Genomic DNA, 13,059 nt, shown 5'->3' with positions numbered 1-13,059 from the left:
AACGCGCCCCTCGTGTGCGCCCCCTGCCGGTCTAGCGTCCCTGAGCCATGGGACACCTGGACCACGCCACCTTCGGCTGGCTGACCCCCGTGCTGTCGTACGCGATGGCCTGCATCGGCGCCGCCCTCGGGCTGCGCTGCACCGTACGAGCGCTCGAAGCGACCGGAGCCTCCCGCCGCAACTGGCTGCTCACCGCCGCCTCCGCCATCGGTACCGGCATCTGGACGATGCACTTCGTCGCCATGCTCGGCTTCGGCGTCACCGGCACCGACATCCGCTACGACGTGCCGCTGACCCTCTTCAGCCTGCTCGTCGCCATGCTCGTCGTCGGCGGCGGGGTGTTCGCCGTCGGATACGGCCGGGACCGCGTGCGGGCACTGCTGCTCGGCGGGTTCACCACGGGCCTCGGCGTGGCCAGCATGCACTACCTGGGCATGGCCGCCCTGCGCCTGAACGGGACGGTGGGTTACGACCCGCTCCTGGTCGCGCTGTCCGTCGTCATCGCGGTCGTGGCCGCAACCGCCGCCCTGTGGGCGGCCCTCAACATCACATCGCCCCGCGCGGTCACCGTCGCGTCCCTCGTCATGGGCGCCGCCGTCAGCAGCATGCACTACACCGGCATGCTCGCCGTCCGGGTCGATGTCGTCCCGTCCGCGGGCGAGCTGCCCGGGGCCACGGCGATGCAGTTCATCTTCCCCCTCGCCGTCGGCCTCGGGTCGTACCTCTTCCTCACCTCCGCGTTCGTGGCGCTCTCCCCGACGGCCCGGGAGCGCGCCGACTACGCCTCGGCCGAACGGCCCACCGAACCGGCGGCCGCCTCCTGAGCGCCCCTTCCAAAGCCCCGCAAGGGCGACGCCCCCCACCAGCCCGCACCCGGAACGAGGAGGCCATGCCAACCCCCCGTACCACCCACGGCCCTACGGCCCGCCCCGGGAGGCGGGCACACGCCGGCCCACCGGCCACGGCACCGGCAGCGCACGCACCACGAGCACCACACGCACCACGCGCACCACGCCAAAACCGGCGGCACCTGCGGCCCAGAACCGTACGCGCCAAGATCATCTCGTTGCTGATGGTGCCCGTCGTGTCCCTCCTGGCCCTGTGGGGCTTCGCCACCGTCACCACCGCGCAGGACGTGGCACGGCTGCGCGAACTGAACCGCGTGGACGACCGGATACGCGAGCCGGTGGCCGTCGCTGTCACGTCCCTGCAGGCCGAACGCCGCGCCGCCGTACGTCAGGTGGCCGCGCCCGGCACCGGGACCGCCGCGACCGCCGCGGAACTCCAGCAGCAGGCCCGGCGCACGGACGCCGCCGTCGCGAAGCTCCGCCTGGACGACCGGCACACCGTCGCGGACGGAGGCGACCTGCCGGCCGAAGTGGCCGCCCGAATACGGAAGTTCACCGACCAGGTCCAGCGGCTGACCACCCTCCGTAAAGCCGCCCTCGCCCGCACGGCACAGTGGGACACCGTCTACACGCAGTACACCGCCACCATCACGGCGGGCTTCGAGGTGAGCGGCGCCCTCACCGGCATCCAGGACGCCACAACCGGCTCCCACGCGCGCGTGCTCCTCGAACTGTCCCGCGCCGGTGAGATGCTCGCCCGCGAGGACGCCCTGCTGACCTCCGCCCACCTCACCGACAACCTCACCGCCCAGCGGCTGCGGCTGTTCACCGGCGCCGCCGAGACCCGCCGTACCCTCCTCCAATCCGCGACCGCCGACCTGCCCGGCCCCGGACGCGACGCCTGGCACCGGCTCTCCGTACAGCGCGCGTACCGGCAGCTCACGGACGCCGAGAACGCGGTCGCCGCCGCCCCGGCGGGGCGCCGGGCAGCCACCGCCGTTCCCGCCACCGCCTGGGACCGGGACCACACCGCCGTACGGGACGCACTGGCCGCCCTGGAGACCGACGCCCGCCGGAGCGCCGCCGACCGCGCCGAGCCCTTCGCCGGCGGCCTCCTGACCCCCTCCGGCGCGGCCGTCCTCCTGGGCCTCGCCGCGGTGGCCGCCTCCCTCGTCATCTCCGTACGCATCGGCCGCGCCCTCGTCGTCGAACTCGTCACCCTCCGCAACACCGCCCTGGAGATCGCCCGCCGCAAACTCCCGCACGCCATGCGGCGGCTGCGCGCCGGTGAAGAGCTCGACATCCACGCCGAAGCCCCGCCGGGACGAACCGCCCACGACGAGATCGGCCAAGTCGGCGAAGCCCTCGGCACCGTGCACCGGGCAGCGCTCAGCGCGGCCGTCGAACGCGCCGAACTCAGCCGCGGCATCTCCGGAGTCTTCGTCAACCTCGCCCGCCGCAGCCAAGTCCTGGTCCACCGGCAGCTGAACCTCCTCGACAGCATGGAACGCCGCGTGGACGACCCGGCCGAGCTCGGCGACCTCTTCCGGCTCGACCACCTGACGACCCGGATGCGCAGACACGCGGAGAGCCTCATCATCCTCTCCGGCGCTGCCCCGGGCCGGGCATGGCGCACCCCCGTGCCACTGACCAACGTCGTACGGGCGGCGGTCTCCGAAATCGAGGACTACGCGCGCGTGGAGGTACGGCAACTCCCCGAGACGGCGATCATCGGGACCGCCGTCGCGGACCTCACCCACCTCCTCGCCGAACTCGTCGAGAACGCCGCCCAGTTCTCCCCGCCGCACACCAAGGTCCGCGTCACCGGCGAACCCGTCGGCAACGGCTACGCCCTGGAGATCGAGGACCGCGGCCTGGGCATGGGCAAGGAGGCCCTGGAACAGGCCAACCGCCGCATCGAGCACTCCGAGGCACTGGACCTCTTCGACAGCGACCGCCTCGGCCTGTTCGTGGTCAGCAGGCTCTCCGCACGCCACGACATCAAGGTCCATCTGCGCACCTCCCCCTACGGAGGCACGACAGCCGTGGTCCTGCTGCCCACCGCGCTGCTGCAAAACGCCCTCCCGGCCGGCCGCGCCGAGGCCCCGGCCCCGTCCGCCCCCACACCACCGCCCGCATACGGCAGGCCCCCGCGCGTCCCCGCGGACGTGACCGCCCGTACGGTCCTCCCCACCCACCACGAGGGGCCCCCGCCCGCGGCCGTCACCACGCTGCGCCCGCCACCCGCCCCGGCCGCGCCCCCAGCCGTCGACCCCGCCCCCGGCCCCACCTCCTCGGGCCCCGCCCCCGGCCCCGCCCCGGGCGGCGACCAGGGAGGCCTGCCCCGCCGCGTACGCCAGGCACACCTCGTCCCGCAGCTGCGCGAGGCGCCCACGGCGCGCCGGGACCCGGCCCCGGGCCCCGACCGGGACCCGGCCGCCGACGAGCCCTCCGGACGCACCCCCGAACAGGTCAGGGCCCGTATGACGGCCTACCACGACGGCTGGACCCGCGGCGCCGCCGCGCCCGGCACCGCCCCCGCCCCACGCGCCCACACCCGTACCCGTACCGGCGAAGGAGACGAAGGATGATCGAGCACGAGAGGATCGCCCCCCACCACCCGTCCGGCGAACTGGACTGGCTCCTGGACGATCTCGCCTCGCGCGTACGGGACGTGCGCCACGCCGTCGTCCTGTCCAACGACGGCCTCGCCGTCGGCTCCTCCAGTGCGCTCACCCGCGAGGACGCCGAACACCTGGCTGCCGTCGCGTCCGGTTTCCACAGCCTCGCCAAGGGCACGGGCCGCCACTTCAAGGCAGGCGGCGTACGCCAGACAATGGTCGAGATGGACGAGGCGTTCCTGTTCGTGGCCGCCGCCGGCGACGGCTCGTGTCTGGCCGTACTGAGCGCGGCGAACGCCGACATCGGCCTGATCGCGTACGAGATGGCCCGCCTGGTCAAACGTGTGGGTGAACACCTGCGCACCCCGCCGCGCGTCACCACCACCCCGTCCTCCGCCGACTGACCGGAGACACGCCATGACCGAGGACAGCGGCACCGGCCCGCAGGTGCGCGGCGCCCACTGGTACGACGCCGACGCTGGGCCCCTCGTCCGCCCGTACGCGATGACCGGAGGCCGTACCAAGCCCGGTCCGAGCAACGTACGGTTCGACCTCATCGCCCTCGTCGTCGTCGACGACAGCCCGCACGGCGCCGCCGAGGAGTCCCTCCTCGGCCCCGAACACCGTGCCCTTCTCTCCCTGTGCCGTTGCGAGACACAGTCCGTGGCCGAACTGGCCGCCGACGCCGACCTGCCCGTCGGCGTCGTGCGCGTCCTCCTCGGCGACCTCCTCGAAGCCGGTCACGTACGGGTCAGCCGGCCCGTTCCGCCCGCGCAGCTGCCGGACGAACAGATCCTGCGGGAGGTGATCGACGGTCTGAGAGCCCTATAGGATCATGCGTCCGGCCCGCTCTCCGGGCTCATGCGGAGGAACCAGTCCCGCGCGGCGCCCGCGGCCTGCTCCAGCGTCCCGGGCTCCTCGAAGAGATGGGTGGCTCCCGGAATCACACGGAGCGTGCACAGGGCGGTCAGGTGCCGCGCCGCCTCTTCGTTCAGCCGCAGCACCTCCTGGTCATGGCCGCCGACGATCAGCAGTACGGGCGCCCGTACGCCGGCGAGTGCGGCGCCCGCGAGATCCGGGCGGCCACCGCGCGACACCACGGCACGGACCCGCTCCGGCCTTTCGGCGGCCGCCACGAGTGCCGCGGCCGCGCCCGTACTGGCACCGAACAGCCCCACCGGCAGCTCGCCGGTGTCCGGCCGGTCCTGGAGCCAGTCCACCGCCGCCGTCATGCGCCGTCCCAGCAGCGGGACGTCGAACCGCAGCTCGGCGGTGACCATGTCCACGCGCTCCTCGTCCCCGGTGAGGAGGTCCATGAGCAGGGTGCCCAGCCCCGCCTCCTGGAGGACCTCGGCCACGGCGCGGTTACGGGGGCTGTGCCGTGAGCTCCCGCTGCCGTGGGCGAAGGCCACCACACCGCGAGCCGCGCCAGGCAGAGCCAGGTCTCCGGCCAGGCCGACCTCACCGACACCGATGGAGACCGCCTCCGACGCCGTTGCCATGGGTGCCACCTCCCGTGCTCGGTCCTGCGCCGCGCCTGTCGGCCCGGAAGCCGCGCCCGCGCGACCCCCGTACGGTCACGCCATCGGGTACCCATGCCTCCGGGACGGATGCCCGACACCGCCGGGCGGTCGCCACGCGGAGTCGAATCGCGTACCCATGTGGACATCGCATGGGTCGACAACAGTCACATCGCTCAAAAGCGATCGCATTGCCCGGGACGGGCGTCCTGGTTGCGATACTGCTGACCTCGCCCAGAACGCATGTACTGGTGCCGGCCTTTTGCCGACCCCGAGCCCACTCCTGAGAGGAGTGATCGATGGCCTCCGAGCGGTCCGACACCACCGCCCTCGCTCTCAAGATCCTGGTCGCCGGCGGTTTCGGGGTCGGCAAGACGACCCTGGTGGGCGCGGTCAGCGAAATCCGGCCCCTTCGCACCGAGGAACAGCTCAGCGAGGCCGGGCAACTGGTCGACGACACCGGGGGAGTGGACCAGAAGACCACCACGACTGTCGCCATGGACTTCGGCCGCATCACCATCCGCTCCGGACTGTCGCTGTATCTCTTCGGTACGCCCGGACAGGACCGCTTCTGGTTCCTGTGGGACGAACTGTCCCAAGGAGCCCTGGGCGCTGTCGTCCTCGCCGACACACGGCGCCTGGAGGCATGCTTCCCGGCGGTCGACTACTTCGAGCACCGCCACATCCCGTTCGTCGTCGCGGTGAACTGCTTCCCCGGGGCGCGGGCCTACGGCGCGCACGAGGTGTCGCGCGCGCTCGACCTCGACCGCGGCACACCGGTCGTCCTGTGCGACGCGCGCGACCGGGACTCCGGCAAGGAAGTCCTGGTACGACTCGTCGAGTACGCGGGGCGCATGCACACCGCCCGACTGCTCGACTCGGTCTCGTAGGCACGCGGTCCTACGCCGACGGGCCGGGCGGGGTCGCCCTCGCACCGCACGGGGTGCTTGCCCTGCTCACGTCAGTACGCAAGGCTTACGAGGCAGCGGGGAACGTGCGAAACGGGGAGGACCGGACATGGCTCTGGACAAAGGACTCGATTGGCTCCTGGACGATCTGACGCAGCGGGTGGAACACATCCGGCACGCGCTGGTGCTGTCCAACGACGGCCTGGTCACCGGCGCGAGCACGGGGCTTGCACGGGAGGACGCGGAGCACCTCGCCGCCGTCTCCTCGGGACTGCACAGCCTCGCCCGCGGATCCGGGCGGCACTTCCAGGTGGGCAGGGCACGCCAGACGATGGTGGAGTTCGACGACGCGATGCTCTTCGTCACCGCGGCGGGTGAGGGCAGCTGCCTGTGCGTGCTCAGCGCGGCGGAGGCCGACGTCGGCCAGGTCGCCTACGAGATGACACTTCTCGTCAACCGGGTCGGCGAGCACCTCGCCGTCGCCACCCGACAGCCCGGCGGTGCGGCGCTCACGGACCGCTGACCGGCGTTGACCCGTCGCTGACCTGCGGCGACCCGCGTCCGGCCGAGGTTTTCCACAGGCCGGACGCGAGTGGCCCCGGCCGCGCTACCTTCGTGACGCAACGTAATCGAACTTCACGGGGGATCCACCATGACGGTCAGGGAAGCAGTCGCAGCACACACCGTCGCCTACGGGCGCGCCGCACACCGACTGGAGCTGAAGAGGAACGAGATCGACCTCGCCGTCCAACTGGGCCACGTGCGGACCGTGCCCGGAGTCAACGGAGGGCGACGCCGGGTGGCGGAGGAGGAGATCGAGCGGCTGCGTGCCGCGCCGGACTTTCCCACCGGTCTGCGCGAGCGCGTCCGCACCGTGGGTACGGCGAGCGCCGCCGAACTCGCCTCGATCACCGCTGAGCGTTTCACCAAACTGGCCAGGACCGGACACGTCAGCCCGGTCACCTTCTACCTCAACCGCTATCGGGCCGTCGTCTGGCTCTATGTGGCAGCCGACGTACGGGAGTTCGCCGAACGGCACCCGGAGCTGCTCACCGGCAGACTGCCGGCATCAGTGCGCGCCAAGCTGGACGCGGGGAAGGACACCCGCCCGCGCAACTGGCGGGCACGACGTCTCGGACTCCTGCTGCGCCAGGCCGAGGACCCCTGGGCGGCCGCGGCGGCCATCGCGTCCCTCCTCACCGCCGTCCAGGTGGCCGAGGTGGTCGGCGATCCGTACGAGCGGGCGCACCTCGACCGGCTCCGACCCGAACCCCCGCACGCGCGCCCCGAGTCCCTCGCCGCGCGGGACATCGTCCACCGGCTGCTGCTGGCGGACGACCCGGACGAGATCCTCTGGCACCGGATGAGCCTGTCGCTCGCCCTGGACGAGGCGCGAGCGCTCCGGCCGGCTCCCCGCCCGGACGACACCGGCCACCGCCCGCGACCCCCGGAACCCCCGAAGCGCGGCCCCGGCCGCACCGGGCTGCTCACCCGGCTGCGGCTGGGCCGGCGGAGGGCGGTGCGTGCCGGCTAGGCCCCGCCCCGGGGCAGCACGGCGGGCAGCACGGCGGGCAGCGGGTACCAGTCGGCCGACACGACGCTGGCGTGCCGCCCGGCCAGCAGGGTGACCCGATCCCGGGCCTGCGCCTCGGTCGGGTTGGTGCCGTCGATGGCGGGTGCCACGTTGTGGGCGTCCGTCATCACCACCAGGTAGTGGCGGCTGTCGTACCACGCGGTGTCGATGGAGCCGCTCGCGTAGGCGGAGGCGTCACCGTCGAAGACGACGAACCAGGGGCGTATGCCGGCGTCCGCGTACCGGGTGCGGGGATCGCCCGCGGCGGCATGGTGCACTGCGGGGAACGCGGCAGCCTCCCGCAGCCGGCCCGCTGCAGCCAGGCTCTTCAGATGCGTGGCGTACTCGCGGTCGGTCCACAAGGTGTCCATCGGGTTGTCCTCCTCGACGGTGCCCGGGATGAGTTCGACCACGAACTTCCCCGCCATCGCCGAGCGGGTGGGCCAGCCGTCCGCCCGTACGGCGGTGTCGAGGTCCGCCCGGCCTCCGGCCAGATCGGCCGGGCGGAACAGCGCGTCGCCCAGCTTGGCGGTCAGCAGTGCGTCCAGCGCGGCGGGACCCCGGCCGTTCCTGGCCTGGAAACCGTCCTTCAACTCGATCTTGAGCAGGATGGGCCGGTGCCCCGGGTGGGCGTCGTGCCACGCCCGGATGTCCGACAGACACCCGCCGAGGTCCTGGTTCCTGGGCTTGCTGCGCAACTCGCCGGCGTGCGCGGCGTTCTCGCAGTTGTTGTCATTACCGAGGGGGTTGCTGTGCGAAACGCGCCACGATCTGCCGAACGCGTTCGTCCACACGTCTATCTCCAGCATCCCCGCACCCGAGTCCAACGCGTCAGCGAAATAGGGGTACTTGGCCTTCTCGTACGCGTTGTGGACGCCGACCCCGGTGGAGTCGGAGTAGGTCGACTGCCCGGGGTCGGTGGACGCGGAATCGGCGGACCAGGCCTGGCCCGGGGTGACCCCGAGGCAAAGAGCCCCGGCCAACACGGCGGACGCGGCCGTCATCGCGGTACGCGGCAACTTCATCATGAGCCCCCTGCTTCAGCCGACATGTACTGGCGTGCGCCAAGTCGAGCGAAGCGTAGGGGAGTTGAGTGAATGAAGGGAGGCCCGGTGTGGGCTGTTCGACCAACACGCCATGCGGCCATGCGGCCGAGGGAGCCGGTGCGGGCAGGGCACGGCTGGACCTGTGTGTACCAGGCACCGGAACCCGAGGCCGACACCCCGCTCGCCCGCCGCCGGTGTGGGGCGGGCGCCGGGCCGGTATCGGCGGCCGTCCGCGTGCGGTGGGCGCGCGGGGCGTGCACCATGGCCGCATGCTGCTGGCCCGACTCGCGGAGGTCTCCCACCAAGTCGCCGCCACCTCCGCGCGCTCCCGCAAGATCGCCGCCCTGGCCGATCTCTTCTCCGCGACCTCGCCCCAGGAGGCGCCGCTGGTCATCGCGTACCTCGCGGGACGGCTCCCCCAGGGGCGGATCGGCGTCGGCTGGAGCACTCTCAAGGAGCCCGTCCCGCCCGCCGCCGACGCCACGCTGACCGTCGCCGACACCGACGCCGCCCTGACCGAGCTCGCGCGGGTCGCCGGTCCGGGGGCCCAGGCGGAGCGGCAGCGGCTGGTACGGGAGCTGATGGGCGCCGCGACCGCCGCCGAGCAGCAGTTCCTGCTCCGGCTCCTGACCGGCGAGGTCCGGCAGGGGGCGCTGGACGCCATCGCCCTCGAGGGTGTCGCCAAGGCGGCAGCGGCACCCGCCACCGACGTACGCCGGGCCGTGATGCTGGAGGGCTCGCTGCCCCGCGTCGCCCAGGCGCTGCTCGCCGAGGGCCCGGCCGCGCTGGAGCGGTTCCAGCTGCGGGTGGGCAGCCCCGTGCACCCCATGCTCGCCCACACCGCGAAGAGCGTGGCCGAAGCCATCGCCGCCCTCGGCCCGTGCGTCGTCGAGGAGAAGCTCGACGGCATCCGCGTCCAGGTGCACCGCTCGGGTGAGGACGTCCGCCTCTACACGCGTTCGCTCGACGACATCACCGACCGGCTCCCGGAGATCTCGGCCGTCGCGCGTGAGCTGCCGGGAGACCGGTTCGTCCTCGACGGTGAGGTCATCGCCCTCGACCCGGCCGGCCGGCCCGTACCGTTCCAGGACATCGCGTCCCGGGTCGGCTCCCGCGTCGACGTGGCGACCGCCGCTGCCGCGCGGCCCGTGTCACCGGTCTTCTTCGACGTCCTGGCCGCCGACGGCACCGTCCTCGTCGACCTGCCCGGCCATCAGCGGCACGCGGCACTGGCCCGCCTGGTACCCGAACCCATGCGGGTGCGTCGCACTGTCGTCGAGGACCCCGGCGACCCGGCCCAGACGGACGCGGCCGAGGCCTTCTTCACCGACACCCTCGGGCGCGGCCACGAAGGCGTCATGGTCAAGGCGCTCGACGCCCCCTACAGCGCGGGCCGCCGTGGCCGCTCGTGGCTGAAGGTGAAGCCGGTGCACACCCTCGACCTCGTCGTCCTCGCCGTCGAGTGGGGCCACGGCCGCCGCACCGGCCTGCTCTCCAACCTCCACCTCGGCGCCCGCGCCGCTGACGGTACGTTCGTGATGCTCGGCAAGACGTTCAAGGGCCTGACCGACGCCATGCTCCGGTGGCAGACGGAGCGGCTGCGGGAACTGGCCGTCGAGGATGACGGCTTCACCGTCCGCGTCCGCCCCGAGCTCGTCGTCGAGATCGCCTACGACGGTCTGCAACGCTCCCCGCGCTACCCGGCCGGAGTCGCCCTCCGCTTCGCCCGGGTGGTCCGCCACCGCCCCGACAAGCCGGCCTCCGAAGCCGACACCATCGAGACGGTCCTCGCCGGCCGCACAGGTGGCGGCGCTCAGTCGTCCAAGGTGGTGTAGCGGATCCGGGCCCACAGCGGCAGCAGGAACCAGCACACCACGTACCAGGTCACCACCCCCGCGACCAGCCACGGCACGAACCCGTCATGGGTGGCGACCCGCAGCACCAGGAACAGCGCCGAGATCAGGGTCGCCAGCAGCAGCACCAGACCGGTGAAGGTCAGCCGCGAGGCCCATACGACGGCCTGCGGCTTGATGCGCCGCCCAGAGACGATGCGGTGGAACGACACCGGACCGATCAAGGCCCCGGTCGCCGCGGCGCCCAGCGCCACCGTGGTGATGTAGATCGTCTTGTCTGTGCTCGGCAGCTCCGCGAACCTCGGCGTGAACACCACCGTGAGCAGAAAACCGAAGAGGATCTGCACACCCGTCTGCGCGACGCGTATCTCCTGTATCAGCTCGGCCCAGCGTCTGTCCGCCCGCTCGTCGGGGGTCTCGTTGCGCCCCCGCGCCGTGTCCGCCCGCCCGCCGCCGGTCCCCGGCGTACCCCGCTCTTCGTGCTCAGGCATGGTGCTCCTCCCACAGTCCGTCCCGCTCTTGTCTTCTAACCCGGGACATCCGGATCAACCGCCGGCCCCGTGCCCGTACGGCACCCGTAGGAACTCGTCGGGTGTCGGGCAGACGGAACGTGACCCGAGATGCGCGATGCGCCCATGCTCGTACGACACCGACACCGACACCGACACCGACACCTCCGGGAGGACCCCGGGACACCAGGTGCCGAAAGGAGCCGCGCCCACGTGCGTGCCACCGCTCTCGCCGCGCTCCTGGTACCGGTCGCCCTGACGCTCCCCGGCTGCTCGGTCCCGCAGGAGGAGATCCGGTCCGTCTCCGCCGCGGCCGCCGCCTTCACGGCCCGCGAGCAGGCCGCGGACAGGGCCGCCGCGTGCGAGCTCCTCGCACCCGAGACCCGTGAGGAACTCGCCGAGGACCCCGGCCCGACCTGCGCCGCAGGGCTTGCCGAAGCCGGCCTGCCGAACCCCGGCGACCGCCGCACCACCCAGGTGTACGGCCGTCAGGCACGCGTCGAGCTCGACCAGGACACCTACTTCCTCACCTCCTTCGCGGACGGCTGGAAGATCAACGCGGCGGGCTGCACCCCCCGCCACCGAAAGCCCTACCGCTGCCTCGTGAAGGGGGACTGATCCCCCGCATGCGCACCGTGTTCACGCTCTACCTCCTCGTCGTGATCTGCGGCCTCGTCTTCTTCACCGTGGTGGGGATGATGCACCGATGACGCGCGTGACCCGCTTCCTCCGGGACAACGGCATCTCCCTCACCTTCGGGGCCGCCTTCCTCGCGTCCCTCTTCGGACAGGCACTGGCCGGGCAGGCCGCGTACAACAACGACCTGCGCTCCGTCGGCGCCCGGGCCCTGAGCTTCGGCGACTACCTGACGACCTCCCACTTCGCCGTCGACGTCACGGAGAACTGGCAGTCCGAGTACCTGCAGTTCTTCCTGTTCCTCTTCGCCACGGTCTGGCTCGTCCAGCGCGGGTCGCCCGAGTCGAAGGAGCTGCACAAGATCGGCGTGGAGTCGGAGGAGGCGCAGCGCATGGGCGAGCACGCCCGCCCGGACTCGCCCCGGTGGGCCTCCGTCGGGGGCATCAGACAGGCCCTGTACTCCCGGTCCCTCGGCGTGGTGATGTTCCTGGCCTTCGTGGGCTCCTGGTACGCCCAGTCGGTCGCCGGCGCGGCCGCGTACGGGGAGGAGCGCTTGGGTGAGCTCCAGGACCCGGTCCCCTGGTCGGACTACCTCCTGACGGCGGACTTCTGGAGCCGTACGTTGCAGAACTGGCAGTCCGAGCTGCTCGCCGTCGGCTCCATGGCGATCTTCGCCGTCTTCCTGCGCCAGCGCGGCTCGCCGGAGTCGAAACCCGTGGGTGCCGCCCACACCTCCACAGGAGTTGAAGGGTGAGGCTGAAGTCGAGGGTGAGACTCAGGTCAAGGGAATGCGGTAAGGACGACAAGTGCAGCGGCACAGACACAGAACGGAGAAGGTATGACACGCGCGGCGGTGTTCGACGTGGACGGTACTCTTGCCGACACCAACCACCTGCATGTGACCACCTGGTGGGAGGCGTTCCGGCAGGCCGGGCACGACGTTCCCATGCACGCCGTCCACCGGGCCGTCGGCCTCAGCTCGCACGACCTGATCGCGCACCTGCTCGGCGACGACCGGGACAAGGAACAGGACGACGTGATCAGCGCCGCCCACAAGACCCTCTACGGGACCTACTTCGACCGGCTGCCCGCCTTCCGGGACGCCGGCCGGCTGCTGAAGGCCCTCGCGGCGGACGGCTGGACGGTCGTCCTGGCCACCTCGGCCGGGGCAGCCGAGCTGTCCGCACTGCGCCGCGCCATCGACGCGGACGACGCCATCACCGCCACCGCGAGCGCGGACGACGTCGAGGAGGGCAAGCCCGCGCCGGAGCCGGTACGGCACGCACTGGAACTCGCGGGGGCGCCGGCCGGGCGCTCCGTGTTCGTGGGCGACACCGTCTGGGACATGGAGGCCGGCGCCCGGGCGGGCGTCACCTGCGTGGGCCTGCTGTGCGGTGGCATCCCGCGGGCGGACCTGATGGAGGCGGGGGCCGCCGCGTTCTACGACGACCCCGCCGACCTGCTGGCGCGCCTGGACCGCAGCCCGCTCGGTACAGCCGGCGCCGCGGCCGAAGTCGTGCCGAACGGCTGACGGCGCGCCGGGCG

At 72.4% G+C, this 13,059-nt stretch carries 14 protein-coding genes; 11 read left to right on the top strand and 3 right to left on the bottom strand.

Annotated elements, in window-relative coordinates; translation table 11 throughout:
* Nucleotides 1-47 precede the first annotated feature (47 nt).
* The 4 genes from BKD26_RS28335 (at nt 48) to BKD26_RS28320 (ending at nt 4,300) form a co-directional block, all read left to right on the top strand.
* Nucleotides 48-824 carry an MHYT domain-containing protein gene (locus BKD26_RS28335; RefSeq protein ID WP_084903862.1) on the top strand — a complete coding sequence of 259 codons (777 nt, stop codon included), beginning with the start codon at nt 48-50 and terminating at the stop codon, nt 822-824.
* 65 nt (nt 825-889) lie between these two features.
* Nucleotides 890-3,439: a nitrate- and nitrite sensing domain-containing protein gene (locus tag BKD26_RS28330; RefSeq protein WP_084903859.1), complete on the top strand. Its 2,550-nt coding sequence runs from the start codon at nt 890-892 to the stop codon at nt 3,437-3,439.
* Nucleotides 3,436-3,873: a roadblock/LC7 domain-containing protein gene (locus tag BKD26_RS28325; protein ID WP_084903856.1), complete on the top strand. Its 438-nt coding sequence runs from the start codon at nt 3,436-3,438 to the stop codon at nt 3,871-3,873. The genes BKD26_RS28330 and BKD26_RS28325 overlap by 4 nt, the downstream gene beginning before the upstream one ends.
* 13 nt (nt 3,874-3,886) lie before the next feature.
* Complete coding sequence (locus BKD26_RS28320) at nt 3,887-4,300, top strand: DUF742 domain-containing protein (RefSeq protein WP_084903854.1); 414 nt, start codon at nt 3,887-3,889, stop codon at nt 4,298-4,300.
* Nucleotides 4,301-4,302: 2 nt separating this feature from the next.
* Here BKD26_RS28320 and BKD26_RS28315 read toward each other — a convergent pair whose 3' ends face one another.
* Nucleotides 4,303-4,971 carry a dienelactone hydrolase family protein gene (locus BKD26_RS28315; protein ID WP_084903851.1) on the bottom strand — a complete coding sequence of 223 codons (669 nt, stop codon included), beginning with the start codon at nt 4,969-4,971 and terminating at the stop codon, nt 4,303-4,305.
* Nucleotides 4,972-5,288: 317 nt separating this feature from the next.
* Here BKD26_RS28315 and BKD26_RS28310 point away from each other — a divergent pair, with 317 nt between their 5' ends.
* The 3 genes from BKD26_RS28310 (at nt 5,289) to BKD26_RS28300 (ending at nt 7,431) form a co-directional block, all read left to right on the top strand.
* Entirely contained in the window at nt 5,289-5,879 is a 591-nt protein-coding gene (locus BKD26_RS28310) for an ATP/GTP-binding protein (RefSeq protein ID WP_084903848.1), read from the top strand.
* Between the two features lie 127 nt (nt 5,880-6,006).
* Nucleotides 6,007-6,420 carry a roadblock/LC7 domain-containing protein gene (locus tag BKD26_RS28305; RefSeq protein ID WP_084903845.1) on the top strand — a complete coding sequence of 138 codons (414 nt, stop codon included), beginning with the start codon at nt 6,007-6,009 and terminating at the stop codon, nt 6,418-6,420.
* 129 nt (nt 6,421-6,549) lie between these two features.
* A complete protein-coding gene (locus BKD26_RS28300; RefSeq protein ID WP_084903842.1) occupies nt 6,550-7,431 on the top strand; it encodes a DUF6397 family protein in 882 nt (293 codons plus the stop codon).
* Here the strand turns inward: BKD26_RS28300 and BKD26_RS28295 are convergent.
* The gene (locus BKD26_RS28295; RefSeq protein ID WP_084903840.1) at nt 7,428-8,498 is read right to left on the bottom strand and encodes a phosphatidylinositol-specific phospholipase C domain-containing protein; all 1,071 of its coding nucleotides are present in this window, start codon (nt 8,496-8,498) and stop codon (nt 7,428-7,430) included. The two genes, BKD26_RS28300 and BKD26_RS28295, sit on opposite strands and share 4 nt — an antisense overlap.
* A gap of 287 nt (nt 8,499-8,785) precedes the next feature.
* On the opposite strand from BKD26_RS28295, the gene BKD26_RS28290 reads away from it, so the two are divergent.
* The gene (locus BKD26_RS28290; RefSeq protein ID WP_084904063.1) at nt 8,786-10,351 is read left to right on the top strand and encodes an ATP-dependent DNA ligase; all 1,566 of its coding nucleotides are present in this window, start codon (nt 8,786-8,788) and stop codon (nt 10,349-10,351) included.
* Here the strand turns inward: BKD26_RS28290 and BKD26_RS28285 are convergent.
* Nucleotides 10,330-10,860: a DUF6328 family protein gene (locus BKD26_RS28285; protein ID WP_084903837.1), complete on the bottom strand. Its 531-nt coding sequence runs from the start codon at nt 10,858-10,860 to the stop codon at nt 10,330-10,332. The genes BKD26_RS28290 and BKD26_RS28285 overlap by 22 nt on opposite strands.
* Before the next feature lie 231 nt (nt 10,861-11,091).
* On the opposite strand from BKD26_RS28285, the gene BKD26_RS28280 reads away from it, so the two are divergent.
* The 3 genes from BKD26_RS28280 to BKD26_RS28270 all read left to right on the top strand — a co-directional run bounded on the left by BKD26_RS28280 (nt 11,092) and on the right by BKD26_RS28270 (nt 13,045).
* Nucleotides 11,092-11,496 (top strand): hypothetical protein, encoded by a 405-nt coding sequence (locus BKD26_RS28280; RefSeq protein WP_084903835.1) that lies wholly within the window; start codon nt 11,092-11,094, stop codon nt 11,494-11,496.
* An 88-nt stretch (nt 11,497-11,584) separates the two neighbouring features.
* On the top strand, nt 11,585-12,268 hold the full coding sequence (locus tag BKD26_RS28275; protein ID WP_084903832.1) for a DUF6766 family protein: 684 nt from the start codon (nt 11,585-11,587) through the stop codon (nt 12,266-12,268).
* An 84-nt stretch (nt 12,269-12,352) separates the two neighbouring features.
* Nucleotides 12,353-13,045: an HAD family hydrolase gene (locus tag BKD26_RS28270; RefSeq protein WP_084903830.1), complete on the top strand. Its 693-nt coding sequence runs from the start codon at nt 12,353-12,355 to the stop codon at nt 13,043-13,045.
* Nucleotides 13,046-13,059: the final 14 nt, after the last annotated feature.

Origin of the sequence: Streptomyces sp. CB03238 (assembly GCF_002099185.1) — a bacterium.
Taxonomy (GTDB): Bacteria; Actinomycetota; Actinomycetes; order Streptomycetales; family Streptomycetaceae; genus Streptomyces.
The sequence above is the reverse complement of the archived record's forward strand: the minus strand, read 5'-3'. Positions and strand labels throughout refer to the sequence as shown.